This window comes from Corallococcus praedator (assembly GCF_003612125.1).
GTDB lineage: Bacteria > Myxococcota > Myxococcia > Myxococcales > Myxococcaceae > Corallococcus > Corallococcus praedator.
Genome location: NZ_RAWI01000016.1, coordinates 1 through 26,832 on the forward strand (window position 1 = coordinate 1; position 26,832 = coordinate 26,832).

Consider the following 26,832-nt stretch of genomic DNA (forward strand, 5'->3'; position numbering starts at 1 on the left):
GAGGAGACTTAAGTCTCGCGCGGGACGTTTCCTGGGCAGAGGGGTGGCCGCGCGGATGATGTGGATCGAGCACGTCGACAAGCTGATTGGAGCGCTGGGGCCCTTCGGGTTCCTGGTGCTCGGCGTGGCGGCGATGCTGGAGTACGTGGTGCCGCCGTTTCCCGGGGACACCATCGTGCTCATGGGCGGCATCTACGCCGTGCGCGGTGAGAAGCCCTGGTGGCTGGTGCTGGTGGTGGTGACGGCGGGCAGCGTGCTGGGCGCCTTCATCAACTACGCGGTGGGCCAGTGGCTGGCGAAGCGCTTCGAGGCCCAGCCAGGGCGCTCGTTCTTCGGGCTCACGCATGCGCGGCTGGAATCGGTGCAGGCGCGGATGCGGCGCGCGGGTCCGTGGCTGCTCTTGGTGAACCGGTTCCTGCCCGGCATCCGGGGCGTCATCTTCATCGCGGCGGGGGCGGCGCGGATGCCCCGCTTCAACGCGCTGGTGCTGGGCACGGTGTCCGCGCTCGCGCACAGCGGGCTCATCATCGCGTTGGGCATGGCGGTGGGCGGCAACCTGGAGCGGCTGACGGTGCTCGTGTCGCGCTACCAGTACGCGGTCATCGGGCTGCTCGTGGTGGCGGGGCTGGGGTTCGGCGTGCGGGCGCTGGCGCGCCGGCGTGCGTCGCCCGTGGAGCAGTCGCCGTCCTCGCGGGACCCCTTCCTTCCGTGAAAGTGGACGGGGCTGGCCGGGCAGGGCGGTGCGCACGTTGCGCGGGCCCGGGGTGGCGCGGTTGAGTCGGGGGCATGTTCCGTGCCCGTGCTCCCTGGTGGCTCCTGGTGTTGCTGCTCCTCGGTGGGTGTCGCTGTGGCGACGACTCTGACCTGGGCGGGGCGAACGCCAGCTTCCGGCCGCAGGAGACGGTGGTGGACTTCGGCCGGGTGCTGGAGGGCACGCAGGTGCGCCGCTCGCTGACGCTGGTGGCCACGGGCCGCTCGGGCGTGGAGGTGGCGGCGGTGACCGAGAGCCCCTTCTTCGTGGTCGTGTCCCAGATTGTCGTGCCGGGCAGCGGCACGGGCACGGTGGACATCCTGTTCTCCGCGGGCAGCACGCCGGTGGCGGGCGCGCTGGTGCTCACCGCGGGCCGCACCACGGCCACGGTGAAGCTCACCGGCGTGGGCGTGCGTCCCCTGGCGTGTCTGCCCCAGGGGGAGTGCCGCGAGTCGCGCTTCGACCTGGACTCCGGCCAGTGCATCGAGTCCCCGCTGGCCGACGGCGCCTCGTGCATCCCCGGCAGCCGCTGCCAGGAGAACGGCCGCTGTCAGGCGGGCGTCTGCGTGGGGCAGCCGCGCACGTGCAACGACGACAACCCGTGCACCGTCGACAGTTGCTCGCCGACGCAGGGCTGCGTGACGGCGAGCGTCCAGTGCCCCGTGCCGCGCGACCCGTGCAAGGTGGGCGTGTGCGACCGCAACGAGGGCTGCAAGCAGGTGGACGCCGCCAACTTCACCCCCTGCGGCGCGGTGAGCTGCAAGGAGGCCCAGGTCTGCTTCAGTGGTACGTGCCGCTCCGTGACGCCGCCGGACGGCTTCGTCTGCGCGCCCGCCACGCCATGTCAGGGCGAGGGCACGTGCAGCGCGGGTGAGTGCATGCGTCCGGACGCGGGGGACCTGGTCGCGCTCTTCAGCGCGGAGCTGGGCGGCGAGCCTGTCGCGGAGGACGGCGGACCGGTGCTGCTGGTGGACGACGGGACGGTCTACGCCTCGGTGTGCGGAGGGGATGCGGGCTGCCGGCTGGCCGCGTACACGGAGAACGGACTGCTGCGCTTCGAATCACCGTATGAGGACGGGGGCGCGCGGACGTTGCTCGCGGCCTCGGACGCGGGCGTGGTGGTGCTCGCACCGGAAGCCCTGGAGGCGTATGCCCCCCGAGGCACGGGGGCGTTGCGCTGGCGCACGTCGCTGGGGTTCTCCGACGCGAGCCCGGATGGAGGCGTGTCGGAGGGCGTGCCCGGCACGGGCGCGGGCCGCGTGGCGCTCACGGTGGAGGGCGACGTGCTCACCTCCGTGACATGGAGCGGGGACGCACCGGACGCGGGCACGGTGGGGGAGCCCCTGCGCTCCAGGCTGGTGCTGCTGAGCGCGGATGGAGGCTCGCCGCTGGCGCTGGGGCCCGAGGAGGATGGCGGCGGCGCGGCGAGGCTCGCCGTGGACGACACGCGCGGTGCGTACCTCTACACGCCCTGGGATGGACGGTTGGCGTTCGCGTCCTGGGAGACAGCCTCCGTGGACGCGGGCTCCGGGCTGGATGGCGGCCCTGGCCTCACGTCCTTCGGCCCCAGCGCGCTCGCGGACGGAGGCCTCTCGGCGCTGGTGCTCGAACCGCTCGATGCCGGGGTGTCGGGAGGCGCACCGTCCCTGGCCCTGGCTTCCGGACAACTGCTCGTGGGCGCCAGGGCCTTCGTGGACAAGGATGGCGGCGTGCCCGTCGCGCTGGACTGGGATGGTGGCCTCCGCACGCTGTCGCCCCTCGCCGAGCCCGTGCTGGTGACGCCTGGAGGCTCCGTGGGCCATGCCTTCGCGCGCGCGTGTGAGCGCACGGATGGCACCCCGTGTCCCGGCGAGGAGCTTCGCACCGTGATGCGCTCCTTCAGCTTCGATGACGGCCACGCGCTCTACGAAGTGGACGTGCTGCCCTCGCCCGTGCTCCCGGGCACCCTGTACGAAGCGGCGCTGATGGAGTTTGGCACCGTGAGCGTGTTGGCGGACGCGGAGCTGCCCGGTGGTCAGCGGCAGGCCTGGCTGGAGTGGATCAGCTCCGGCCGCAAGGTCGGCATGTGCGCACTGCCGGGCCGCGGGCAGGTGGCGGGCGCGGTGTTCGCGGGCGAGGTGGTGCACGTGGCGCTTGAGCGCGACGGCGTCTGGCGCCTGGAGTCCTACGCCGTGGGCCAGCGCGCGGAGACCCGGGGCTGGCCCCAGCGCCACGCCGGCCCGTCCGGGACACGGCGGACGGTGCCGTGAGCGCGCGGCGGTCAGCCGCCCGCGCTCGGATCCACCCAGAGGTCCTCGAAGCGCACCTGCGGCGGCGTCTGGTGCAGCCGCAGGTTCTGCACCGACGCCACCGCGGCCGCGTGCGTGCGGTCGTGGTACAGCGGGATGAGCGGGCAGTCCTCGCGCGCCAGCATCTCCGCGCGCCGGTAGAGCTGTGAGCGCAGCTCCGGATCAATGGACACGCGTGCCTCGGCGGTGAGCCGGTCCAGCTCCGGGTTGCGGTAGCCCAGCGGGTACACCGTCTGCGCGTTGGAGTTGAGCAGGAAGTGCAGGAACACGTCGGGGTCCGGGAAGTCCGCCAGCCACAGCGTGCGGAACGCCGGGACCTTTCCTTCACGCAGGCGCGGCAGGTACTCCTCCGGGCTCATCTGCACGTGCCGCAGCTCCAGCAGCCCCGCCTGGATCAACGGACGGAAGAGCACCGCGTCCTCGGCGGATGTGTCGCGGCCCGCGGGGTGGTGCAGCGTGAGCTGCAACCGGCGCACCCCCGCCTCGCGCAGCAGTCGTTCCGCCAGCGCCAGGTCCGTCGTGGGCGCGGGGCCCAGCTCCGCGCCATCCAGCAGCTCCGGTGGCGTGAACGTGCGGGCCACCCGGGCTCCCGGATGGAACTGCTCCACCAACCCCGGGATGTCCATGCCCGCGCGCAGGGCCCGGCGCACGCGCACGTCGTTGTAGGGCGCCTCCTGCAGGTTGAGGCCCACGAACGCGGTGGAGGGCGTGGTGCTGGCCACCAACTGGTGCAGCTCCAGACCCTTGGCCTCCGTGTGCTTGGTGGGCAGGAAGGACACGAGGTCCAACCGTCCGTCCAGCATCTGGCGCACCGCCTCCTGACGCGACTCCATCAGGAGGAACTCCAGCCGGTCGAGCAGCGGAATCCCGCCGCGCCAGTAGGTCGGATTGCGCTCCAGCACCACGCGGTCCGGCTCCAGGCCCACGACGCGGAACGGGCCCGTGCCCACCAGCTTCCCGGAGGCGTCCACCTTCGCGACCGCGGTGGCCGTGAGGGCCATCAACTGGAGGAAGAACGCCTTGGGCTCGCGCAGCCGGATTTCGAGCGTGCCCTCGTCCAGTACCTCGATGCCCGTCACCTCGCGCGCAAGGCCGCTGGAGTACTCCGGCGCGCCCTCCACGTCCTCCAGCAGGCTGCGGTCCGGCGAGCGCACCGCCGGGTCCATCAACCGCTCCAGGTGGTGCTTCACGTCCAGTGCGGTGAGCATCGCCCCGTCGTGGAAGGTGATGCCCCGGCGCAGGTAGAAGCGGTAGCGGCGCGCGGACGGGTCCGCGTCCCAGCGCTCGGCCAAGTCGGGCACCAGCACGCCGTCCTCCAGCCGCACCAGGCCGGAGAACACGCACGCGGACAGCTCCGCCATCTGGTTCTCCACGCTGAACAGCGGGTCCACCGCCTGCCGGTTGCGCAGGGACGCCGCCTGATGCAACCCCACCCGCAGCGTGCCGCCCGGCCGCGCCTGCGGAAGCTGGAAGCGGAACACCTCCGCCTCCAGGCTCGCCGTCTCGTGGCTCAGCTGATCCACCGTGCGATCCAACCCGTCGCCAATGCGGATGACCCGGCGCGCGTCCTCGCGCACTTGCGCCACCTCCTCGCGGATGGACGCATCGCCCCGGGTGAGCACCAGGTGGGCCTGCCGCAGCTCCTCGATGGCCGCGCTCAGGCGCATCACGGCCTCGGACAGGTCGCGCCCGGTGCGCGCCTGGGCCTCCGCCTTCTGCGCGGCGCCCTGGCCCACGCGCCCCATCTCCTGCATCTGGCGCACGAGGTCGCGCGCGTTGCCGGACTGCTCGATGGCCATGCGCGTGATGTCTTCCACGCGGCGGGCCACGCGCTGGCTCGCCTCCACGACGGTGGCGCCCTGCGCCTCCAGGCGCTGCGTCTCCGCGACGGTGGCCTCCACGGCGGCGAAGGTGCGCTGGGTGATGGTGCGGATTTCGCCCAGGGCCTTGGCCGCGCGGTCGCCCAGGGCCACGCCCGCGGTGGCCTGCTCGCGGCCCTCCTGCACCAGCGCCACGGCGGTCTCCACCGCGTCGCGGATGCCGGTGACCATGGTGCCAATCTCGCGCGTGGAGCGCGTGGTGCGCTCGGCGAGGCTGCGGATCTCATTGGCGACGACGCCGAAGGGCCGGCCGTGTTCGCCTGCCTGCGCGGCGATGATGGCCGCGTTGAGGGCCAGCAGGTTCGTCTGGTCGGCGATCTCCTGGATGACGTCCACGATGCGGCCAATCTCCATCGACCGCGTGCCGAGCATCTCCATCAGCTCGGCCGCCTTGCGCACCGTCTCCTCCACCCGGTACATGCCCTGCACGCTGTCGCCCACCAGTGCTTCGCCGCGCTGGGCGGTGGCCGTCACCGCGAGCGCCATGCTGTTGGTGTCGGTGGCGCGCCGTCGCACGGCGTCGATGCCGCCCTCCACCAGCCCGACGAACTCCGTCGCCTCGCTGGCGAAGCGGCCCAGCTCGTCACCCGCCGCGGCGATGTGGCCCAGCCGCTCCGTCATGTCCTGGATGAGGCCGCTGGTGCGCTGGCTGAAGTCGTTGACGGTGGTGAGGCCGTCCACCACCTGGTGCAGCCGCTCGGTCATCTCCAGGAGCGCGCCCGTCGTCTCGTGGGCGAAGGTCTCGATGTGCTGCACGCGCTTGACGGCCGTCTGGAGGCTGGTGCCGTTGCCGGCCACGGCGGTGAGCGTGCGCTCCACCGCGCCGCCCTGCCGCCGCGCGGCCTCCAGCAGCACGCGGGCCTGGTCGCTCACGCCGTTGCCGGTGCGGTGCAGGTTGCTCGTCACGCGCTGCACCTGGGACATGGCGCGGCGCAGGGAGAGGATGAGGCGGCGCAGGTCCTCCTGGCCCTCGAAGCCCTGGTGGATGGGCGTGGTGAGGTCGCCCTCGGCGAGCCGGGCCATCAGCCCCCGGCGCTCGCGCCTTCGCACCGAAGCCCAGCGGAACCACGCGAGGTAGCTGCCCGACAGCCACAGGAAGGGCACGCCGAAGAACAGCACCGCCCACCCGGCCAGGTCATCGGGCGAGCCCGTCACCCAGCGCAGCATCAGGCCCAGCAGCAGCGCGGAGACCAGGGCCGCCGCCAGCCCGAACGAGAAGAGGTATCGTTTGGCGCCCATGGAGGGGGTGCACGCTAACCCGCCTTCTCGCGCCGGTCCTCAATTCGACGCATGCTCGCCCCCGCATGAAGGCCCTCCTCGCCGTCGCCATGCTGGTGCTCCAGGTAAACCCCGCCAGCACGGGCCGCGCGAGCGGGGAATCCACCCGTTTTGTCTTCGCGTGGCGCGGCGTGCCGGTGGGGACCGTGTCGCTGTCGCTGGAGGCGGGGCGCTTCACGTACACCAGCCGGCACCTGCACGTGCGCGAGGGCCGCGCGGGCGAGCGGGTCCGCGAGGTGACGCTGGACGTGGAGGCCACGGGGCGCGTCGCGGGAGCGGACGCGGTGCCGCAAGCGCTGTGGCTGTGGCACGGGCCGCCGCCCGAGGGCTGCGTGAAGGGCCGCGAGGAATTGTCCGGCCAGGAAGGGCCCCACTGCGTCACGTCGCGAAGCCCCACGAGCGCCGAGGGCACGATGCTGGGCGCCCGCTTTCGCGCGAGCTACGACGCCCGGGGAAGGCTGCAGGCGCTGGACGTGGGGGAGTCCCGCTTCACGGTGGCGGCGCCGGGAGAACGGCTCCGGACCCCGCCAGAGCTCTTCGCGGATGGCGTGCCGGTGGAGGGCGGCGTGGACGGGGCGTTGAAGCTCGTGCCGAGCAAGCAGGCACGGCCCACGGCGCCCGTCCCGGACCGTCTGCCGGAGATGACGGACTGGACGCCAGACGCGGCGCGGGCGCTCTCCCGGAAGGTGCACGCGGCCTTCCCGGACAAGGGGCCCACGGCGGCGGACTGGCGGTCAGGAGGGGAGGGCGAGGCCGGAGGGTGTCTGGCGCACGCGCTGCGCTTCGCCTCCCTGGCGCGCGCGAGCGGCCAGCGGGTGGGGCTGGTGCACGGCCTGCTCGTGGTGGACGGCGGCCCCGCGCGGCCGCATGCCTGGGTGCGCGTGGCGGTGCGAGGAGGCGGCACGCTGGACCTGGATCCGACGTCGTTGGATCCGGTGCGCGCGGACACGCACCTGCCGCTGGCGCTGGTTGCTCCGGAGGGCCCTGGCCTCGAAGCCGGGGAGCGCTGGCTGGCGCTCCTTCGCGGCGACTGGCGCGTGGTGCGCGCTACTCGAAGGGAATGATGGACAGCTTCGCGCCGGCCTTCACTTCGAGGATCTCCTTGGCGCGGGCTGGCAGGGAGATGGTGGTGTTGTCCAGCCGGGCGTGGCAGCGCACGGAGCGGAAGCGGTTGCGGCCGGACTCGCGCTCGGCGGCGACGAGCACGTCATCCCCCTCCAGGTCGAAGTCCTCGTCCGTCAGCTTCAGCGTGCGGTAGCGGCGCACCAGGGAGATGTCGGCCGTGTCCGCCTCGAAGTGCGGGCCGCCGTCGAACGGGTCGATGCGCTCCACGTACCGGAAGCCCACCCGCTCCAGCATCCGCTGCACGCCGCGCGTGGCCGGGCCCACTTCGCCGAGCACCTTCTGCACGCGGTCCGGGAACAGCGACGCGTAGATGTCCGACGAGGGGAACAGCTCCTTGATGAACTCCTTGTTCTGGCGGCTCAGCCGGTCGGCCTCCAGATAGGTGAGGCCGGTGAACTTCTTCCCGCACGCCTCCCACAGGAGGCTGCGCCCGTCCGGGAGCAGCGGCGGCAGCAGCTCCGCCAGCACGCGCGGGCGGAACAGCCGCCGGTGCATGGAGATGAAGAGGAAGCGCACGAAGGACAACTGCTTGCCGGGCTTGTCCGGCGTCGCGCGGTAGGGCGGGTCCACCACCAGGCCGCCAATCTCCGTGGGGCCCTCGTAGTTGTATGCGATGGACAGCACCTTGTGCCGCAGGTGGCGCTCCAGCGAGGCGGAGTAGTGCTCCCGCTCGCTCACCTCGTAATAGATGTGCGGCGCGTCGTAGGTGCCGTGCTGGGCGATGATCATCGACGTGCCGATGATGAGGTTGTTGCGCACGTCCTCCAGCACGAAGAGGTACTCGCGCTCGAACGGGTCCTTCACCCGGCCGGCGAAGCTCTTCACCGACTTGTCGATGATGGCCTCGAGCGTCTCTTCGTTGTTCGGCAGGTTGACCGTGTTCAGCACCGCGGCAAGCCGCTTCAGGCCGGGCAAGTCGGTTTTCTGGACGTCTCGCAGCACGAGCATGGGGCACGCAGGGGGCACCCCGGGAAGGGAGCGCCGGAAGGGTCCGCGACCATACACCACGCCCCCGGGCCGTCAGCCTCCTGCATGCTCCCCTGTCAATGACGCGTTGCGTTCAGGACACCGCTCTCCCGTCCGCTCGGTGGGTACGGGCGGGCCGCTCCAGACGTGAAACATGTCTCAAACGGCCCAGGGCTCGGCTGCCCGCATGCCCTATTGTCAGGCATGTTGGAATGAACTTGAGAGGGAATGAAGTGGGGGAATGACTTGAGGTAGTGTTTGTCGAAACTTTGCTGTCAAAGTTTTTGGCTCCCCTGGCTGGTCCCCCCAACCTCCCTCAAGGATTCATCATTGAAAGCACTGCACCTCTGGCTTGCGATGTGTTTGCTCCCGAGCCTCGCTGCGGCGGATATCGTCTGGCGGGGGGATTTCGAGACGGGCGACCGTTCGCAATTCAGTACGACCCAGATGGTGAATGCGGACCGGCTCCAGCTGGTGACGAGCCCGGTGGCGGAGGGCAAGTACGCGCTGAAGGCGACGGTGAAGCAGGGCGATGATCCCATCAACTCCAGCGGCAACCGCAACGAGCTGGTGTACCTGAGCCGGGAGAAGGTGGGTTCGGAGTACTGGTATCGCTGGAAGGTGATGTTCGCGAACGACTTCCCCAGCGTGGACGCGTGGCAGCTCTTCACGCAGTGGCACCACGACGGCTGCTGCGGGTCGCCGCCGGTGGAGTTCTTCGTCAAGGGCGAGCTCATCCGGCTGACGGTGAACGACAGCGGGACGGTGTGGAGCACGCCGCTCAAGCGCGGGGTGTGGCACGAGTTCATCTTCCACGCGAAGTGGTCCCCGGACCCGGCGGTGGGCTTCGTGGAGCTGTGGCACAACGGCGTGCAGGTGCTGACCAAGAAGAAGGCCGTGACGATGTACGCCGGCCAGAGCAGCTACCTGAAGCTGGGCCTGTACCGGGACGACAGCATCAAGCCGGTGGGCGTCGTCTACCACGACGGTTTCATCCAGGCGACGAGCCGCGCGGACGTGTTCCCGGTGGTGCAGCCGGAGCCCGAGCCGGATCCGGTCGTGGATGCGGGCACGCCGGTGGATCCGGTCGTGGATGCGGGCTCTCCGGTGGAGCCGGACCCGGTGGTGGACGCGGGCACGCCGGTGGAGCCGGACCCGGTGGTGGACGCGGGCACGTCGGCGGGAGGCACGGTGGACGCGGGCCCGAGCACGGGTGGCGCGCAGCCGGACACCGCGGTGAAGCCGTCGCCGCTGGATGAAGAGGGTGACGAACTCTACCGGGGCGGATGTTCGGCGAGCGGTGGGTCGCTGGCGGCGTTCTCGTTGCTGGGCCTGCTGGGGCTGATGGGTTCGCGTCGTCGCCGTCGGAGCTGAGACGCATGGGAAGTGCCTCCCGCTCCGGCACGCCGGGGCGGGAGGTGATTCACGGGATGGGTTGAAGGGGTCCGCGCTTCCATGCGAGGAGGCGCGGTGTGAGGACTCCTCCCCGACCGATGTCGCTGCTGTGCTGCCTCCTGCTGACCGCGTGCGCGGGTGCGGAGGTCCGAGCGCCCTCAAGCTATGAGCAGACCGTGGACTCCGCGACGAGCGGCTGTCTGCGCCATCCTTCGTGTGCATCCCAGGTAGGCCGCGACGCTGTCCTGCCATGACTGTCGCGGACGGCGGCAAGGGCGGGCCAGGCGGCTGCGATGCTGCGCCTGTGGGAGGCCGCGGAGGTGGCCCATGTGGAGCGGGTGCTGCTGGAGTGCGCGAAGGAGGCCAACTCCCAGGTGAACGAGCGGCTCCTGGGCAAGGGAGGACGGACCTCGCCGGAGCTGTGCAAGACGCCTGTGGACCCGAAAGTGCCGGGGGTGACGTGGGGGATGAAGCTGGGGGAGGAGAAGCACGCGGCGGCGCTGGAGTGCGTGCAGCGGGTGCTGGGGGCCACGGACGCGGGGCGCTTCAGCCTGGAGCCGCGCTACCTGAAGGATTCGAGGACAGGGCAGACGCGGTGGCTGGATCCGCGAGAAGTGGCCCAGTGGCTGGCGGACGGGCAGTTCCACCTGCTGGTGGGGAGCATCGTCCCGGATGTGGTGCTGCACGCGCTCGGAAACCCGCTCAGTGTCCAGGCCGTCTACGACTTCAAGTTCCCGTGTCCGGTGACCAATCCGCCTCGCTGGGACCGCTATACCGAAGGTCCTTTTGCCAATAAGTGGCAGAACGACATCTACCAGCAGTTACTGGGCAGTGCTCGACGCCCCAGCCTGATCTATCCCAACCTTGGAACCCCGTGATGACCGCGCCAGTGCCAAGGGTCCGTAAAACGTTTGATATCGAGGGCGAGACCGTGGTCCTCGTGCGCGAGGGTGTGTGCATCGCGTTCTACGTACCGCTTTCCCATGAGGTGATTGCCCCCGCCGTGTGGAGAGCGCTGGAGCACTACCGGCGATCGCTCGGATCGCGACGGCTGGGTTGGTACGTGAATGCCTCGGGGGACTGGCCAGAGCTGGATGCGAAAGGAGAGGCCGTTCTCCGGACCGAGTTATTGGGCTCTTCCGCCCTCGTGGAACTGGCCGAACGGCCCGACTCCGCCACCGGAGTGTCCTTCCGGTACAACGGCCGGGGGAGTGACACGCCCAATTTCCTCAAGGACCATCCGCAGAGCACCTGCGCAATTGAGTTCTGGCTGCCCATCGAGTTCCTGGAGGATCGAGGTCCGGAGTGGGTGCGTTCACTGGCCCTCGAACTGGGGCGTGAGTTGCCCTGGGCCTCAGGACATGCCGGCCTGTCGCTCGAAGTTCATGGCTGGGTTCCAGCCCTCAGCCCGGGCCTGCTCGAGGCGTGCCTGCGCCACCCGGGCTTCGACCTGCCGTGGCTCCGGAAGCTGGCCATGTGTCTGGGCACACGGGTGCGGCCCCCCTCATGGCTCACCTTCCTGGGCCCGCCCGTGCTGGAGGCACTGGGCGGAGCGGAAGGACTTCGCGCGCGGTTGCACTCCCCCGCGACGGAAGTCCAGTCGCTCTCACCCGAGCGCGCGGTGGTGTCCCTGGGGCCCGTGCCCGAAGCCGGCGACCTGGAAACCGGAGACACGCTTCCGCACTACCGAGAGCTGGCCCGCGTGCTGGAGCCCTGGCTGTACGCGCACCCGGGTGAATGGGGCGAGTGGGGCGGGTTCTCCCCGGAGGAAGTCCGCCGCTGGGAGCGCCGCTTCCTCTGACGCTCACCCCGCCAGCGCCGGGTAGTCCACGTAGCCCTCGGGCCCCGGCGTGTAGAAGGTCGCGGGGTTCGGCGTCGCGAGCGTGGCGCCCTGCTGGAGACGCTGCACGAGGTCCGGGTTGGAGATGAAGGGCCGGGCGAAGGCGATGAGGTCGGCCTGCCCCGCATCGAGCGCGGCCTGGGCACGCTCGCGGTCCATGCCGCCGTTGAGGATGACCGGCCCCTCGTAGGTGGCGCGCAGGGCCTTCAGCGTCGTCCCGAAGCCCGCGTGCGGATTCGCGACGACGTGCACGTAGAGCAGCCCGCGCAGTCCTCGCGCGAGCGTCGTGTACTGCGCCTCCACCTCGTCGTACGCCGGCAGGTCGTTGAAGGTGTTGTACGGAGACAGCCGGATGCCCACGCGCTCGGCGCCGATGGCCTCCGCCGTCGCCTGTGCGACCTCCACGACGAAGCGGGCGCGGTTCTCGACACTGCCTCCGTACGCATCCTGGCGCCGGTTGGAGTGCGGGTGCAGGAACTGCTCGAGCAGGTAGCCGTTGGCGCCGTGCAACTCGATGCCATCGAATCCCGCCGCGACGGCGTTGCGAGCCGCCTGGACGAACTCCTCGCGGGCCTGGGTGAGGTCGGCGGCGCTCATCGCTTCCGGCACGGGCATGGGCTGGAGGCCCTCCTGGTCGGTCCACATCTTGGAGTCCGCGGCCACGGCGCTCGGTCCCACCACGCGGGCCCCGGCCGGCAGGTTGTGGGCGTGCGCGATGCGGCCCACGTGCATGAACTGCATGAAGATGCGTCCTCCCGCCGCGTGGACGCTGTCGGTGAGGGGACGCCAGGCCTGCGTCTGTTCGGCGGAGAAGATGCCGGGGATGCGCGCGTAGCCGAGCCCGTTCGGAGATGGCGCGACGCCTTCGGTGATGATGAGACCCGCGGAGGCGCGCTGCGTGTAGTACGCGCGCATCAAATCGTTGGGCAGGCCGCCAATCGCGCGGCTGCGGGTCATGGGCGCCATGACGACGCGGTTGGGGAGGGCGAGCGTGCCCAGACGATAGGGGGAGAAGAGGTCCATGGACGGGCTCCTGTGGCCGGTGGGTGTCCCCAATCTGCGGGCCCGCGAGGGTTTGGACAATGCGGGAAGACACAGACAGACTGTCCGTCCATGCGGACAATGCCCCAGGCGGACCCCGGCGCCGTCCTCGCCTTCGTCGCGGTGGTGGACCACAAGAGCTTCCGTGGGGCCTCGCGGGCGCTTGGCATTCCCAAGTCGACCTTGAGTCAGCGCGTGGCGCTCCTGGAAGAGCACCTGGGCGCCCGCCTGCTGTCGCGCACCACGCGGTCGGTGACGCTGACGGACATCGGCGCGAGCTACCACCGCGAGGTCGCACCCGCGATGGCCGCGCTGAACGCCGCGGAGGCCCTGGTCGGTGAGCTGCAAGCGCATCCCACCGGCCGCCTGCGCATGACCACCCCCCTGGAGCTGGGGCAGGCCGCGCTCGGGGACGTCCTCTCCGTCTACGCCACGCGCTTCCCCGAGGTGAAGGTGGAGGTGGACCTGACGGATCGCCAGGTGAACCTGGTGGACGAGGGCTACGACCTGGCCGTGCGCGTGGGGCCGCTCACGGATTCGCGGTTGATGGCCCGCCGGCTGGGTTCGCCCCAGTACCTGGGCGTCTACGCGAGCGCGGCCTACCTGCGACGGGCGGGGACGCCGACGCGGCCGCGCGACCTCGCGGACCATCGCTGTCTGGTGATGACGGGCTCGCGGACGCCCACGACGTGGAGCTTCAGCTCCGGGCGGAAGACGGAGCTGGTGACCCTGGAGCCGTACATGGCGGTCAACAGCTTCGAGGTGCTGAGCGAACTCGCCGTGGCCGGCGTCGGCATCGCGAGGCTCCCGACGATGCACGCGTCGCGGTCGGCCGCGCGCAGGGAGCTGAAGGAACTGCTGCGTCCGTTCGTCGCGGCCCGTCAGGCCTTCGTGCTGTATCCGAGCGCGCGCAATGCCTCTCCCGCGATGCGCGCGATGATCGACGTGCTGGTGGAACGGTTCGAGCTGGCCCCCTGGCACGTCTCCGGGTGAGCACGCGGCCCTGGCCTCCGGCGCGGACCTTCCGCCACTTCTCCTGGCCCCGGGACACCCGGGCCTTGTGGCAACATCGCCACCGCCATGTCGCCGACACCTCGCAAGGTCTCGCTCGTCCTGAGCTACCAGTACCCCGGCAAGTACGCCTTCACCGTGCTCGCGGGCGCCGTGGAGTCGGACCCCGCGCTCGCGGACGTGTCCCTGCACTTCCCGCGCAGCCGCGAAACGCTGCTGGACACCGTGCGGGAGCGCGCGGACGCGGGCGACACCGTGGTCGCCGCGTGGTCCTTCTACTCCGCCAGCTTCGGCCCCTCCGTGGAGGAGCTGAAGTGGGTGCGTGAGCGGCTGGAGGGCCGCGACGTGCTCTGCATCGCGGGCGGCGTGCACGCCACCGCGGAGACCCTCCAGACGCTCCAGGCGGGCTTCGACCTCGTCGCCGTGGGCGAAGGGGAATACACCCTGCGCGCGCTGCTCGCCCGCGTGCTCAAGGGCGAGGACCCGCGCGACACGCACGGCGTCGCGCACCTCGTGGACGGCAAGCTCGTGCAGCACGGCCACGGCGAGGGCGTGCGCCTGGACGACTTCCCTCCGTTCGCCGCGCGGCACGTGAAGTTCGGCGCCATCGAAATCACGCGCGGCTGCATCTACGCCTGCCGCTTCTGCCAGACGCCCTTCATGAGCAAGGCGCGCTTCCGGCACCGCACCGTGCCCAACATCGCCCACTGGGCGCGCGAGCTGCGGCGCTCCGGACGGCGCGACCTGCGCTTCATCACCCCCACGTCCATGTCCTATGGCACGCCCGACGAGACGATGAACCTGGCCGCCGTGGAGGCGCTGCTCGCCGCCGTCACCGAGGCCATGGCCCCGGACGGGCGCATCTACTACGGCACCTTCCCCTCGGAGGTGCGCCCCGAACACGTCACGCCCGAAGCCCTGGCGCTGCTCAAGCGCTACGTGGCCAACGACAACCTCATCATCGGCGGGCAGTCCGGCTCCGAGCGCATCCTCCAGGCCACCCGGCGCGGCCACGACGTGGAGACCGTGGTGCGCGCGACGCGCCTCGCGGTGGAGGGTGGCTTCGTGCCCAACGTGGACTTCATCCTGGGCCTGCCGGGCGAGGAACCCTCCGACGTGGACGCCACGCTGGACCTGATGCGGAAGCTGTCCGAAATGGGCGCGCGCGTGCACGGTCACACCTTCATGCCGCTGCCCGGCACGCCCTATCGCGACGCGCCGCCCGGTCGCATGGACGCGCGCACCCAGCAGCGCCTGGACCAGCTCGCGTCCCAGGGGCGGCTGTACGGCCACTGGAAACAGCAGGGCGCGCTCGCGGAAGCCATCGTCGCCCGCAGACAGCCGCGCGCCCGGTAGCCGCAACCGTTAGGATGGCGCACGATGGCTGAACAGACGCCGCCCTACTGGCTCCTCATCTCCGTGCTCTTCAGCTCCCAGCCCCTCACGCCCGCGCTGGCGATGACGCTGCACGAAGCCGCCTATGAGCTGTACTCGCGCGGCGAGGGCTCCCGCGAGGTCGCGGGCGATCTGCTCTCCGGCCGGGTCACCAACCTGCGCAAGGAGATGGCCCTGGGCGGCATCGCCGGGCCGGCCTTCGAGGCGGAGATCGAGACCGAGCGCGGCTCCGGCACCGTGCGCTTCATGCTCACGCGCCAGGGCCTGGAGATGATGAAGGACCAGACGCCCGCCACGCCCGCGCGCCCCAAGTACCTCAACTGAGGGGAGGGGAGCCCGGCTGCCCGGCCGCTCCCAGCGCGAGGGGACCGTCACCACCTTTGGAATTCAAGGGAGGAGCGACGGCATGGACCCCAAGGACTATCTGAACAAGAGCGCCGGCATCCCGCTGGATCCAAGCAAGCAGAAGGACCCCGACGAGGACGGCGACAAGGTGCCCGCGGAGGGACGCGCGGAGGAACTCAACGACGTCACCGGGCAGAACGGCGGTCAGCGCAGCGACGTGGACCAGCCGTGGAAGGACACGCGGAACCGGCATGACGGCATCCGCGACCAGTACAGCGACGACAGCGACAAGCAGAAGCCCTGAGTAGCCCCGGGAGCGGTCCCGGGGCCGCCTGGGACTACTCCTTCTCCAGGTCGATCTTCATGCCGCCCATGTGGAGGATGGACTGGGACATGGTCACCGCCGACATGGTGGCCAGGTCCTCCAGCGCCTGCTGCTCCTCGCTCTTGGGCTGGCCCGCCCCGCCGGACGTGTTCGACGCCGGCTGCTGGATGCCGGGCATGTTCTGGGAGGGCGTGGCGCCCGACGCGGTGTAGGTGCCCACCAGCGAGCCGTGCGACGTGGCGCCCATCTGGGCCAGCGCCGACGACACCACGGAGCCGCCCGAGAACTGGGCGCCCGCCTTCGGGGCCTGTGAGGACACGCCCTGCATCAGCGAGCCGAAGCGGCTGCCCGACACCGGCGTGGAGGTGTTCGTCGTGGCCGGCTGCACCCGAGGACCGGAGAGGGACGTGATGCGGTTCATGGCGGCTCCCGTCAAAGGCCCCGGTCGGTGGCGCTCCTTTGAGGGGCGCGCCTGTGGGGCTTCAAGTTCTCCCGATTATCGCCCCAGCCCCCGGGAAGTTGCTTCTTCCAGGTTCAAACCCGCCCCGGAAGCAGCCCAGGGAACGGCGAAGGCCGCGGATCCACGGGGGAATTTTCTCCCGGGGACACGCGGCCTCCTCACTTCAGGAACGGGATTCCGTCCGCCCGGCCTAGAACTGGTGGGCCTCGGTGGACTCGTGCAGGGCCAGGGTGCTGGCGCTGCCGCCGGAAATCACCTCGGCGACCTGGTCGAAGTAGCCGGTGCCCACCTCGCGCTGGTGGCGCGTGGCGGTGTAGCCGTCCTTCTCCGCGCCGAACTCCTGCTGCTGCATCTCGCTGTAGGCCGCCATGCCGCGGTCCTTGTACTTCCGCGCCAGCTCGTACATCGAGAAGTTCAGCGCGTGGAAGCCGGCCAGCGTGACGAACTGGAACTTGTAGCCCATGGCGCCCAGTTCGCGCTGGAACTTCGCGATGGTCGCGTCGTCCAGGTTCTTCTTCCAGTTGAAGGAAGGCGAGCAGTTGTACGCGAGCATCTTGTTGGGGAACTTCTTGCGGATGCCCTCGGAGAAGGCCTTCGCCTGCGCGAGGTCCGGGGTGCTGGTCTCGCACCACACCAGGTCCGCGTACGGCGCGTACGCCAGGCCGCGCGCGATGGCGCACTCCAGGCCGCCCTTGATGCGGTAGAAACCTTCCGCCGTGCGGCCAGCCGCCTTGTCGATGAAGGCGTGGTCGTACTCGTCCGCGTCGCTCATGAGCAGCTTGGCGCTGTCCGCGTCCGTGCGGGCCACCAGCAGCGTGGACACGCCCATCACGTCCGACGCGAGGCGCGCCGCCGTCAGCGTGCGCACGAAGTGGCTGGTGGGCACCAGCACCTTGCCGCCCATGTGGCCGCACTTCTTCTCGCTGGCCAGCTGGTCCTCGAAGTGCACGCCCGCGGCGCCCGCTTCGATCATCCCCTTCATCAGCTCGTAGGCGTTGAGCGGACCGCCGAAGCCGGCCTCCGCGTCCGCGATGATGGGCGCGAACCAGTAGCGGTCATTGCGGCCCTCCGCGTGGTCGATCTGGTCCGCGCGGCGCAGGGCGTTGTTGATCTTCTTCACCACGGTGGGGACGCTGTCCACCGGGTAGAGGCTCTGGTCCGGGTACATCTGCCCGGCGGAGTTCGCGTCCGCGGCGACCTGCCAGCCGGACAGGTAGATGGCCTTCAGACCCGCGCGCACCATCTGCACGGCCTGGTTGCCGGTGAGGGCGCCCAGCGCGTTGATGTACTCGTCCGTGTGCAGCAGCTCCCACAGGCGACGGGCGCCCATCTCCGCCAGGGTGTGGCTGACGCGGATGGAGCCGCGCAGCTTCTCCACGTCCTTCTCGGAATAGGTGCGCGTGATTCCCTCGAAGCGCTTGGCGTGGAGCTTCGCGTGAGGGGAGGCATCGGAAGTGGTCGGCGTCGCGTCGTACATGCCAGGACTCCTCAAGGGTGCTGCGGTGAAGGGGTGTGAAAAGGCTTCAGGAAAAGTGAGACATCAGGACTTCGCATCCAGGGCCGCGTAGGCCGGCAGGGTGAGGAAGTCCTCGAAGGCGGGCGCGGTGGACAGCTGCTCGAAGAGGGTGCGGGACTTCTCCACGTGGGCCTGGCCGTAGCGCTCCGCCACGCCCTCGCGGTTCAGCTGGGCCATCTCCTCCGTGAGGAGCTTGCGGAACAACTCCAGGGTGACCTTCTGGCCGTCGTCCAGCGTGGCGCCGTGGTGGATCCACTGCCACACCTGGGCCCGGGAGATTTCGGCCGTGGCCGCGTCCTCCATCAGGTTGTAGAGGGGCACGCAGCCCAGGCCGCCCAGCCACGCGGCGGTGTACTGGATGCCCACGCGGATGTTGTGGCGCAGGCCCTCCTCCGTGCGGGTGCCGGAGGGCACCTGGAGCAGGTCCGCCTCGGTGACGCGCACGTCCTCGCGCTTGTTGCCCACCTGGTTCGGGCCCTTCATCTGCGCGTCGAAGATCTCCTTCGCCACCGGGACGAGGCCGGGGTGCGCGACCCAGGTGCCGTCGTGGCCGTTCTTCGCCTCGCGCTGCTTGTCGGTGCGCACCTTGGCCATCACCGCGTCGTTGGCGGCGGCGTCACCCTTGATGGGGATGAAGGCGGCCATGCCCCCCATCGCGTGCGCGCCCCGGCGGTGGCAGGTCTGGATGAGCAGCTGCGAGTAGGCGTTGAGGAAGCCCTTGTCCATGGTCACCTGCCCCCGGTCGGGCAGCACCACGGACGCGTCCGACTGGAGCGTCTTGATGAAGCTGAAGATGTAGTCCCAGCGGCCGCAGTTGAGGCCGGCCGAGTGCTCGCGCAGCTCGTAGAGGATTTCGTCCATCTCGAACGCGGCCGGCAGCGTCTCGATGAGGACAGTGGCCTTGATGGTGCCGCGCGGGATGTCCAGCTCGCTCTGGGCCAGGTGGAACACGTCGTTCCACAGCCGGGCCTCCAGGTGGCTCTGCATCTTGGGCAGGTAGAAGTACGGGCCGGTGCCGCGCTTCAACTGCTCCCGGGCGTTGTGGAAGAAGAACAGGCCGAAGTCGAAGAGCGACCCGGAGATGGGCTTGCCGTCGATGCGCACGTGGCGCTCCGGCAGGTGCCAGCCGCGCGGGCGCACGAAGAGGACGGCGTGCTTGTCGTTCAGCGCGTACTGCTTGCCGTTCTCCGCCGTGAAGGAGATGGACTTGCGCACGGCATCGCGCAGGTTCACCTGGCCGCGCACCACGTTGTCCCAGGTGGGGCTGTTGGCGTCCTCGAAGTCCGCCATGAAGACGCTGGCGCCGGAGTTGAGCGCGTTGATGATCATCTTGCGGTCCACCGGACCGGTGATCTCCACGCGCCGGTCCTGGAGGTCCGCCGGCACCGGGGACACCGTCCAGTCGCCCTTGCGGATGTCCGCCGTCTCCGGAAGGAAGTGCGGGCGCTCGCCCTTGCGCCAGCCCTCCGCCACCTTCTTGCGCCGCTCCAGCAGCGCCTCGCGCCGCTCACCGAAGGTGCGCACCAGCTTCGCCACGAAGGCCATGGCCTCCTGCGTCAGCACTGCCGCGTAATCCGGGTGCCAGCCCCCCTCGATGCTCACGCCGGGACCAAAAGTCGGCGGGGTCTGGGAGGTGTTGGCGTCCATGACGGCTCCTGACGAGATGCGTTGTAAAGGCGGTCTGATGGGCTGAAAGATGCCCCTGCCGTCTGTGGAAGGGAAGTCTTGGTGAATTAGAAGCTGCTTGCCTGTAAGGCTGTCAACACCCAGCGGATTAAACTTGTAAATCCACTGACGCACCGGGACGCAAGCCCCCGGAATCCCAGGTCCTGGGGGCGGCAATCACCGGGTGTGGCCTCCGTAGGTAGGGATGAGGCCCCCATGTCGCCAAGCGGGGGCGCGACGGAGAGGTCAGGTCATGGACGTCACGACACGCTGTGGAGCCTGTTCGACGGAGCTGTCCCGGGATGCGGCGGGTTGCCCGCACTGCCGCCCGGGCGCGTCGCCGCTGCACCGGGGAGAGGGGCGCTCGGTGCTGGGGGTGTGCTCGCTGCTGGCCCGGGGGATGGGGGTGTCCGTCACCTGGGTGCGGCTGGCGTTCGTGGTGATGCTGTTCGCGTCGTCCGGGTTGGGCTTCCTGCTCTACCTGCTGGTCTGGGCCTTCACGCCGGCGCGGGCCGGAGCGAAGGCGCCGCTGCAGGGGCTCTTGGACTGGGTCTCCCGGGTGGCGAACACGCCCGTGGAGGACGACGCCCCCCGCTGGGAGCGCCGCGTCTGAGGCCCGGCTTCGTCTGGTGGCGCGCGGTCCGCTAGACGCGCCAGACGCCGGCCACGGTCTCCATCCGCTCGGCCACGCCGCGCAGGGTGTGCGTCATCCGCTGGGTGCCCTGCATGGCCTCAAGGGTGTCGTCCATCATCCGCGACAGGTCGGTGACGGCGGTGAAGATCTGCGCGATGCCGGCGTTCTGCTGGATGACGGCGGCGGCGATCTGCTGGGCCGCGGACGCGTTGTCCTGGATGATGTCCGTGAGCGCGCGCAGGCTCTGACCGCTGGCGCGCACCTGGGCCAGCCCCGCCTCGGAGCGGCGCTGGCCCTCCTCGGAGAGCGCCACGGTGGCGTGGATGCCGCCGCGGATGTCATCCAGGATGTCGCGCACCCGGCCGGTGGCCTGGATGGACTGGTCCGCGAGGCTGCGGATCTCCCGGGCCACCACGCTGAAGCCCTTGCCGTGCTCGCCGGAGCGCACCGCCTCGATGGCCGCGTTGAGCGCGAGCATGTTGGACTGGTCCGCCAGGTCCTTCACCGTCTGGGTGATGCCGCCAATCTGCTGCGTGCGCTCGTTGAGCGAGGAGATGCCCTCCGCGAGGCGCACCCCGTGGTCGCGCAGCTCCTCGAAGCCGTCCAGGCTGGCCCCGAGCGTCGTCTCTCCGGCGCTGCCCGCCTGACGCGCCCGCGCCACCAGTCCGAGCACCGCCTGGGAGCGTTCGGCCGCCACCTGGGAGGTCTGTTGGATCTCCTGCGCGGTGACCTGCGTCTCCTGGAGCGCGGCGGTCTGCTGGGTGAGGTTGCGCTCCTGCTGTTCGGTGGCGCGCGTCAGCTCCGCCACGGTCTGTCCCAGCACCCGGGTGCCCTGCTGGAGGCTGGCGGTGGATTCACGCAGGTGGTCCATCATCCGCGCGAAGGCGGAGGCAAGTTCGCCCACTTCGTCCTGGCGTCCGTGCAGCGCCACCTTCTGGGTGAGGTCCCCCTCGCGCACGACGCGGGACACGAGGCCACTCAGCGTGGTGATGGGACGCGTCACCCCGCGCGCCAGCGCCCAGGCGGCCAGGGCGGCCAGCAGCAGGAGCGCGGCCACCGCGAGGACGCTGAGCTTCAGGAAGTTCCTCAGGGGCTGGAAGGCCTCTTCCTCGTCCACCGTCGCGACGAAGCGCCAGTGGCGGCCGGCCCCGGTGCCGCGGGTGTCGTCAACGGCCTGGGCCCGCACCGTCCGGAGCGGCGCGGGGACGTTCCGGGCCCTGGAGCTGTAGAGCTGTCCGTCGTCCGGGCCCAGGACCTCCAGGGTGAAGCTGCGCTGGCCCCGTTCCCGGGAGCGCTGGAGCGCGCCCGCGACCACCTGCTCCAACTGGTTCCAGTCATACGCCGCCAGGAGCACGCCCACGCGCGCGCCGGAGATGGGGCTGAGCACGGGCAGCGCCAGCGGCATCACCGGGCGACCGAAGAAGGGGTCCGTCCGGGTGATGGCGCGGGTGAGGGCGGTGGGATCCAACCGGTCTTCCAGCGCGGCCTGGAACCATGGAGAGGCGAGCACGTCGCGCTCGTGGCCCTCGAAGGCCTCGCGCAGCTCGGGCCGGCTGACGGAGACCGCGCGGCCGTCCTCGGTGAACAGCACCAGCCCCGCGAAGCTCGCGTGCCGGCCGTTCAGGGTGGCGAGCACCGCGTCGCTCTTCGCGTAGGTGCCGAACAGGAGCGCGCCGCGCACGATGGCGTCCTCCGTCCACGCGCGGGCGTTCGCCTCCCGCTCGTGCAGCGAGGACTCCACGAGGTCGCGCAGCCCTTCGGCCTCCACCTGGAGGACGCCGTGGATCTGCAGCCCCACGGTCCGACGGATGACGTGGACGCCCGCCGCGACGACGGGTGTGAGCGCGGCGATGAGCAGCAGGCAGACCCACAGCGTGAGGCGACCCCTCAGTTTCAAGCCGGACAGCAGGCGCATGGGAGCATCCAGGGGAGCGGTGAGCGGATCAGAGGTCGAGCAGGGACAGGCCCACGGTGAGCGCGCCGATGACCTGGGCGCCGTCGCGGACGGGCAGGGAGACCTGGATGACGTAGGCCTGCGAGGACTCGTCGAAGAAGGGGGACTCCCGCAGCTCCGGCCCGCCCCGGCCTCCGGCATAGGTGAGGCGCCACTTGGCCTCGTCCCCCTGCCAGTAGTCGGACGTACGCCGGCTGGCGCAGACCAGCGCGCCCTGGCCGTCCATGGTGAAGGCCTCCGCCATCGCCTGTCCCAGCCGCTTCTGCGCCCGCTGGAGCGCGCCCGCGCAGGGAGCCTCCAGCACCGTCTGCTTGAAGGGCGTGAGCGCCGGGGTGGCCATCCACTCCGCGTCGTGGCGCTGGATGGCGGCGAAGGGAACGCGGCGCGCGTTCTGGGCGCGGATGGCGCGCACCACCTCCGGGTCACCCGCCAGACGCCGCAGTTCCGGCATCACCGCGTCCACCTTCCGGAGCTGCGCGACACCGTCCGGAGGCAGCGTCCCCCAGGCCGCCGCCGCCAATCCCATCCAGACCATGGACATCCACACTCCCCCAAGACCGTGAAAAACAGTCGAAAAAAGTGTGTCACGGATGCGCTTCCACCGTCACGCAGGCGAGCATTGATTTGTTTTATTCGCGGTAGACGTGTTTTGCCTGCATGGGTCCACCCTCTGGATTTGCGGGCTGCGTACGAAGGCGGACGGGGCTGCGCGGGCATGCCTTCCTGCTCCCATCCATGGCCCCGGGTTACCATGTGCTTGAGGACGTCATGGGTAGGGAGCATCCTCCTGCGCATGGGCAATGGAGACAGGAAGCCGGCGACGTATGCCGACCTGGAGGGTGTGCCGCCGACGAAGGTGGGTGAACTCATCGAGGGAGCCCTGGTCATCAGTCCCCGGCCAGCGTCCCGGCACACGCGGGCGGCGACGAAGCTGGGCGCCTGGCTGGATGGGGCCTTCGACCTGGGGCGGAACGGACCTGGAGGATGGCTCGTCCTGGATGCACCGGAGCTTCGCTTCCCACACCCAGGTGATGCCTTGGTGCCAGACGTCGCGGCGTGGCGGCGCGAACGGATGCCCGAACTGCCCGACGTCCCGTTCTTCTTGTTGGCGCCGGACTGGGTCTGCGAGGTGGTGTCCGACGTCACACGGACCTGGGACCGGGGCCCGAAGATGCGCGTCTACGCGCGTGAGGGTGTGGAGTGGTTGTGGTTCATCGATCCGCTTGCGGAGGGTCTGGAGATCCACCGACTGCGGGATGGCCAGTGGCGCCTGTTCGGCGTGCACCTGGGCTCTGGCACCGTGGACGCCGAGCCCTTCGACGCGGTGCCGCTGAACCTGGGCAGGCTCTGGAGCCGGTGATCAGGGCAGCTTCGGCCGGATGATGCGGGGCGCGTCCGGGTTCACGTCCAACAGGCGCACGGGGTCGCCTTCGCGCACGGTGCCCGCCTTCAGCACGCGGGCGAGCTGACCCCTGCGGCCCCAGCTCTCCTGGAGCAGTCCGGGGCGCAGCGCATCCAGCTTCCAGCACGGCACGCACGGCTCGGTCAGCTCCACCACCACCTCGCCTCCCAGCGCCAGCCGCTGGCCCGGTGGCAGCGCATCCAGCGCCAGTCCTTCCACCAGCACGTTCTCCTTGAGCGCGCCCGCGGGCACATCCAGCGCGGCCCGCTGGGCTTCGTCCACGAGCAGCAACTGGCGCTTGTGCCCCACGGCGCGCCGCTGGTGACGGTCGCCCTCGAAGCCGTGCTGCTCCACGGCCCGGGCTTCGGGGACCTGGCGCATGGGGGTGTTGCGCTCCTGGGCCAGGAAGAGGGCGCGGATGGTGCCGGCGGGCGTGCTCACGGCGCGACACTAACGCCCGCGCGCTTCGCGTGTGAGGGGCAGGCAGGGCTGCACGGGCCTGCCTTCCCAGGCCCCGACCGTTGGAGATGCGGCATCCGTCCTCCACTCGGGCCTGCCGCGCCGGGGCGGGGGTGTTATCGCGGCAGCGACGCCGTGCGACTCCCGCCTCGCGAGGGGGCCCGGCGCCTGGACATCGCTGTTCCCTGCTGGGGAGGCCTCACCGTGAGCACGAAGAATGTTCGCATCGAGAAGGACACCTTTGGTCCCATCGAAGTCCCCGCCGACCGGCTCTGGGGCGCGCAGACGCAGCGCAGCCGCCAGAACTTCGCCATCTCCAATGAGCGCATGCCCCCGGAGCTGGTCCACGCGCTGGTGCTGGTGAAGAAGGCCGCCGCGCTCGTGAACCAGGAGAACGGGTCGCTGTCCCAGGAGAAGGCCCAGGCCATCGTGAAGGCCGCGGACGAGGTGCTCGCCGGCAAGCACGAGGAGGAGTTCCCCCTGCTGGTGTGGCAGACCGGCAGCGGCACCCAGACGAACATGAACTGCAACGAGGTGCTGGCCAACCGCGCCTCGGAGCTGCTGGGCGGCGAGCGCGGGGAGGCGCGCAAGGTCCACGCCAACGACGACGTCAACAAGGGGCAGAGCTCCAACGACGTGTTCCCCACCGCGATGAGCGTGGCCGCCGTGGAGGCCGTGGTGAAGCACGTGCTGCCGGAGCTTGAGGCCCTGCGCGACGTGCTGGCGCGGAAGTCCCAGGCGTTCCAGTCCATCGTGAAGATTGGCCGCACGCACCTGCAGGACGCGACGCCGCTCACGCTGGGCCAGGAGTTCAGCGGCTACGTGGCGCAACTGGAGCGCGCGAAGGGCCACATCGAGGCCTCGCTGCCGCACCTGCTGGAACTGGCGCTGGGCGGCACCGCCGTGGGCACCGGCCTCAACGCGCCCCCGGGCTACGCCGAGCGCGTGGCGGCGGAGATTTCAAGGCTCACGGGCCACGGCTTCGTCACCGCGCCCAACAAGTTCGAGGCGCTGGCCGCCAACGACGCGCTGGTGCAGGCGCACGGCGCGCTCAAGGGCCTGGCGGCGGTGCTGTTCAAGGTGGCCAATGACATCCGCTGGCTGTCGTCCGGGCCGCGCTCGGGCATCGGTGAAATCAACATCCCGGAGAACGAGCCGGGCAGCTCCATCATGCCGGGCAAGGTGAACCCCACGCAGAGCGAGGCGCTCACCATGTTGTCGGCCCAGGTGATGGGCAACGACGTGGCCATCTCCCTGGGCGGCGCGTCCGGCAACTTCGAGCTCAACGTCTTCAAGCCGCTCATCATCCAGAACTTCCTGCAGAGCAGCCGGCTGCTGGCGGACGGCATGCGCAGCTTCCGGCTGAACTGCGCGGTGGGCATCGAGCCGAACCTCCCCCGCCTCCAGGAGAACCTCCAGCGCAGCCTGATGCTGGTGACGGCCCTCAACCCGCACATCGGCTACGACAACGCGGCGAAGATCGCCAAGACGGCGCACAAGCAGGGCAAGACGCTGAAGGAAGTGGCGGTGGAACTGGGGCTCGTCACCCCCGAGCAGTTCGACCAGTGGGTCCGCCCGGAGAAGATGACCGGGAACCTGTAGGCGCGGCGCCTTCCGGGCCTTGGGGCACATGCCTCCCGCTTCAGCGGGAGGCACGCGTCACGGCATCGGAAGGGCCCACAGCTCACGGCCGCTCTCCCGGGTCCAGGCCGGGAAGTAGAGGTGGTCTCCCGAGGGCATGAACCACCCGCCCGGCGACGACGAGTCCGGGCCCGGCGCGAGGTCCGCGATGCGCACCGTGCTCTGCACCGTGCCGTCCGTGCGCCACAGCTCCGTCCCCGACTCGGCGTCCGCCGCGGCGAAGAGAAGGGGACCTCCCGGACGGCTCGCCGCGAGGACCGAGGGCGGCCACATCCCTCCGTATGCGTCCACCTCCACGGGGGACTTCATCAGGGGCAGGGTGCCGGTTTCGGTGCCGTCCGTCCGCCAGAGGACGGAGGCCGGCGTGGTTTCCTCCGCCCAGAACAGCACGAGGTCGTTCAGGACGGTGAGTCGGGTGACGCCATGGTTCGACGCCGCCTTGCCCAGGCTGGCCACCCGCTCCATCGACCGACCGTCACTCTTCCAGAGCTCCTGGGCCCGGTCCGTCGTGTGGGCCCACCGGCCGAAGAACAGATGCCCTCCCATGACCACACCCGGCCCGTGCCGCGAGAGGTCGGCATTGGAGGCGGTGGTGTCGCTGACGGGCGTGGTGCCTTCGGCCGTGCCGTCACTGCGCCACAACTGCATGTCGCTGTTGTCCGCCGGGAAGTGGGACACCCAGAAGAGGAGCTGGTTGCCCAGGGCGGTGCCCGCCTGGACGAAATGGTAGTTCGCCGGGGCCGACAGGGACTTCACCTTCACCGTGCCAGCGGCGGTGCCGTCGCTCACCCACAACGCGTGGTGCTCCTCGGACTCGCGGACCGCGAAGAAGATCCGCGAGCCGACCGGCATCAACCGGACGGGGGCCTCGGAGCCGAGTCCCGTCTTCACCCGCGCCGTCCCCTGGGGTGTTCCGTCGGTCATCCAGAGCGCGCCCTGCTCGCCCTCCTTCACCCCGAACAACGCCCTTGCTCCCAGGGGCGCCAGCTCCAGGGCCACGTCGCCGTCCCTGTCCGTCGCCAGGTCCTGGTAGGGCGTCAGGGCCTCGGCGTTTCCGGACGCGATGTCGTAACGCCAGAGCCGGAAGGGAGGCTGGGTGGAGGCGCTGAGCGGGGAGGCGAAGACCAGGTTTCCATTCACGAGGGTGAGCCGCTGGGCAGACAGCAGGGCCCCCGCGGACCAGGGACCTTCCGCGACCCGGGTGCCGGCGTGCGTTCCGTCACTCCTCCAGAGCCGCCAGCCCTCATCGCCGACGAGGTCGAAGCGCGTGAAGTAGAGGGTGCCCGCCACGTCGAGCGCCTCGCCCAGGCGGTAGCCATGGAAGGGCTCCGTCGGAAATAGCGAGCCACCGCCGGGGATGATGTCCCGCACCAGGAACGCGGTGCCCACCTGCTGGGCCGGCCAGGCCGGTTCGGGATCGAAGGGAGGGATTTCCACGCAGCCCATCCCCCACGACAATCC

General features: G+C 70.4%; 23 protein-coding genes. 13 read left to right on the top strand and 10 right to left on the bottom strand.

The annotated features are described in order from the left end of the window. Nucleotides 1-58 precede the first annotated feature (58 nt). Both D7Y13_RS03745 and D7Y13_RS03750 read left to right on the top strand, forming a co-directional pair. Nucleotides 59-712: a DedA family protein gene (locus tag D7Y13_RS03745; RefSeq protein WP_120531400.1), complete on the top strand. Its 654-nt coding sequence runs from the start codon at nt 59-61 to the stop codon at nt 710-712. Nucleotides 713-786: 74 nt separating this feature from the next. Next, nucleotides 787-3,000: a hypothetical protein gene (locus D7Y13_RS03750; protein WP_120582348.1), complete on the top strand. Its 2,214-nt coding sequence runs from the start codon at nt 787-789 to the stop codon at nt 2,998-3,000. 11 nt (nt 3,001-3,011) lie between these two features. Here the strand turns inward: D7Y13_RS03750 and D7Y13_RS03755 are convergent, their stop codons facing one another. Further along, nucleotides 3,012-6,158 (bottom strand): ABC transporter substrate-binding protein, encoded by a 3,147-nt coding sequence (locus tag D7Y13_RS03755; RefSeq protein WP_120531391.1) that lies wholly within the window; start codon nt 6,156-6,158, stop codon nt 3,012-3,014. 65 nt (nt 6,159-6,223) lie between these two features. Between D7Y13_RS03755 and D7Y13_RS03760 the strand changes: the two genes are divergently transcribed. Then, a complete protein-coding gene (locus D7Y13_RS03760) occupies nt 6,224-7,261 on the top strand; it encodes a lasso peptide biosynthesis protein (RefSeq protein ID WP_120531390.1) in 1,038 nt (345 codons plus the stop codon). Here D7Y13_RS03760 and D7Y13_RS03765 read toward each other — a convergent pair. Next, nucleotides 7,245-8,270: an arginine N-succinyltransferase gene (locus D7Y13_RS03765; protein ID WP_120531389.1), complete on the bottom strand. Its 1,026-nt coding sequence runs from the start codon at nt 8,268-8,270 to the stop codon at nt 7,245-7,247. The genes D7Y13_RS03760 and D7Y13_RS03765 overlap by 17 nt on opposite strands. Nucleotides 8,271-8,645: 375 nt before the next feature. Here D7Y13_RS03765 and D7Y13_RS03770 point away from each other — a divergent pair, with 375 nt between their 5' ends. From D7Y13_RS03770 to D7Y13_RS03780, 3 genes are all read left to right on the top strand, one after another. Further along, on the top strand, nt 8,646-9,662 hold the full coding sequence (locus D7Y13_RS03770) for a polysaccharide lyase family 20 protein (protein WP_120531388.1): 1,017 nt from the start codon (nt 8,646-8,648) through the stop codon (nt 9,660-9,662). A 314-nt stretch (nt 9,663-9,976) separates the two neighbouring features. Further along, nucleotides 9,977-10,561, top strand: coding sequence for a hypothetical protein (locus tag D7Y13_RS03775; protein WP_233595299.1), 585 nt, complete (start codon nt 9,977-9,979; stop codon nt 10,559-10,561). Nucleotides 10,562-10,614: 53 nt separating this feature from the next. Further along, a complete protein-coding gene (locus D7Y13_RS03780) occupies nt 10,615-11,484 on the top strand; it encodes a type VI immunity family protein (protein WP_233595298.1) in 870 nt (289 codons plus the stop codon). A 3-nt stretch (nt 11,485-11,487) separates the two neighbouring features. On the opposite strand, the gene D7Y13_RS03785 is transcribed toward D7Y13_RS03780, so the two are convergent. After that, complete coding sequence (locus D7Y13_RS03785) at nt 11,488-12,546, bottom strand: alkene reductase (RefSeq protein WP_120582346.1); 1,059 nt, start codon at nt 12,544-12,546, stop codon at nt 11,488-11,490. 90 nt (nt 12,547-12,636) lie between these two features. Here D7Y13_RS03785 and D7Y13_RS03790 point away from each other — a divergent pair, with 90 nt between their 5' ends. The 4 genes from D7Y13_RS03790 to D7Y13_RS03805 all read left to right on the top strand — a co-directional run bounded on the left by D7Y13_RS03790 (nt 12,637) and on the right by D7Y13_RS03805 (nt 15,619). Next, nucleotides 12,637-13,557 carry a LysR family transcriptional regulator gene (locus tag D7Y13_RS03790; protein WP_120582345.1) on the top strand — a complete coding sequence of 307 codons (921 nt, stop codon included), beginning with the start codon at nt 12,637-12,639 and terminating at the stop codon, nt 13,555-13,557. A gap of 87 nt (nt 13,558-13,644) precedes the next feature. After that, nucleotides 13,645-14,931, top strand: a complete 1,287-nt coding sequence (locus D7Y13_RS03795; protein ID WP_120582344.1) for a TIGR04013 family B12-binding domain/radical SAM domain-containing protein — start codon at nt 13,645-13,647, stop codon at nt 14,929-14,931. A gap of 24 nt (nt 14,932-14,955) precedes the next feature. Then, nucleotides 14,956-15,294, top strand: coding sequence for a hypothetical protein (locus D7Y13_RS03800; RefSeq protein ID WP_120531383.1), 339 nt, complete (start codon nt 14,956-14,958; stop codon nt 15,292-15,294). An 82-nt stretch (nt 15,295-15,376) separates the two neighbouring features. Beyond that, nucleotides 15,377-15,619 carry a hypothetical protein gene (locus D7Y13_RS03805; protein ID WP_120531382.1) on the top strand — a complete coding sequence of 81 codons (243 nt, stop codon included), beginning with the start codon at nt 15,377-15,379 and terminating at the stop codon, nt 15,617-15,619. A 34-nt stretch (nt 15,620-15,653) separates the two neighbouring features. On the opposite strand, the gene D7Y13_RS03810 is transcribed toward D7Y13_RS03805, so the two are convergent. The 3 genes from D7Y13_RS03810 to aceB all read right to left on the bottom strand — a co-directional run bounded on the left by D7Y13_RS03810 (nt 15,654) and on the right by aceB (nt 19,263). Next, nucleotides 15,654-16,061 carry a hypothetical protein gene (locus tag D7Y13_RS03810; RefSeq protein ID WP_120531381.1) on the bottom strand — a complete coding sequence of 136 codons (408 nt, stop codon included), beginning with the start codon at nt 16,059-16,061 and terminating at the stop codon, nt 15,654-15,656. Between the two features lie 229 nt (nt 16,062-16,290). After that, nucleotides 16,291-17,577, bottom strand: coding sequence for an isocitrate lyase (aceA, locus tag D7Y13_RS03815; protein WP_120582343.1), 1,287 nt, complete (start codon nt 17,575-17,577; stop codon nt 16,291-16,293). Between the two features lie 63 nt (nt 17,578-17,640). Beyond that, a complete protein-coding gene (gene aceB, locus D7Y13_RS03820) occupies nt 17,641-19,263 on the bottom strand; it encodes a malate synthase A (protein WP_120582342.1) in 1,623 nt (540 codons plus the stop codon). A 271-nt stretch (nt 19,264-19,534) separates the two neighbouring features. Here aceB and D7Y13_RS03825 point away from each other — a divergent pair, with 271 nt between their 5' ends. After that, nucleotides 19,535-19,894 (top strand): PspC domain-containing protein, encoded by a 360-nt coding sequence (locus D7Y13_RS03825; protein ID WP_120531378.1) that lies wholly within the window; start codon nt 19,535-19,537, stop codon nt 19,892-19,894. Between the two features lie 31 nt (nt 19,895-19,925). Here the strand turns inward: D7Y13_RS03825 and D7Y13_RS03830 are convergent, their stop codons facing one another. After that, nucleotides 19,926-21,830 carry a methyl-accepting chemotaxis protein gene (locus D7Y13_RS03830; RefSeq protein WP_120531377.1) on the bottom strand — a complete coding sequence of 635 codons (1,905 nt, stop codon included), beginning with the start codon at nt 21,828-21,830 and terminating at the stop codon, nt 19,926-19,928. Between the two features lie 28 nt (nt 21,831-21,858). Beyond that, entirely contained in the window at nt 21,859-22,410 is a 552-nt protein-coding gene (locus D7Y13_RS03835) for a PDC sensor domain-containing protein (protein ID WP_120582341.1), read from the bottom strand. Nucleotides 22,411-22,662: 252 nt separating this feature from the next. Here D7Y13_RS03835 and D7Y13_RS03840 point away from each other — a divergent pair, with 252 nt between their 5' ends. After that, entirely contained in the window at nt 22,663-23,229 is a 567-nt protein-coding gene (locus D7Y13_RS03840; protein WP_120531375.1) for a Uma2 family endonuclease, read from the top strand. Here D7Y13_RS03840 and D7Y13_RS03845 read toward each other — a convergent pair whose 3' ends face one another. Continuing rightward, complete coding sequence (locus D7Y13_RS03845; RefSeq protein ID WP_233595297.1) at nt 23,230-23,712, bottom strand: MOSC domain-containing protein; 483 nt, start codon at nt 23,710-23,712, stop codon at nt 23,230-23,232. It abuts the gene before it with no gap. A 222-nt stretch (nt 23,713-23,934) separates the two neighbouring features. Between D7Y13_RS03845 and fumC the strand changes: the two genes are divergently transcribed. Next, on the top strand, nt 23,935-25,332 hold the full coding sequence (fumC, locus tag D7Y13_RS03850) for a class II fumarate hydratase (RefSeq protein ID WP_120582340.1): 1,398 nt from the start codon (nt 23,935-23,937) through the stop codon (nt 25,330-25,332). A 57-nt stretch (nt 25,333-25,389) separates the two neighbouring features. Here the strand turns inward: fumC and D7Y13_RS03855 are convergent, their stop codons facing one another. Further along, on the bottom strand, nt 25,390-26,808 hold the full coding sequence (locus D7Y13_RS03855) for a hypothetical protein (RefSeq protein ID WP_158620271.1): 1,419 nt from the start codon (nt 26,806-26,808) through the stop codon (nt 25,390-25,392). Nucleotides 26,809-26,832: the final 24 nt, after the last annotated feature.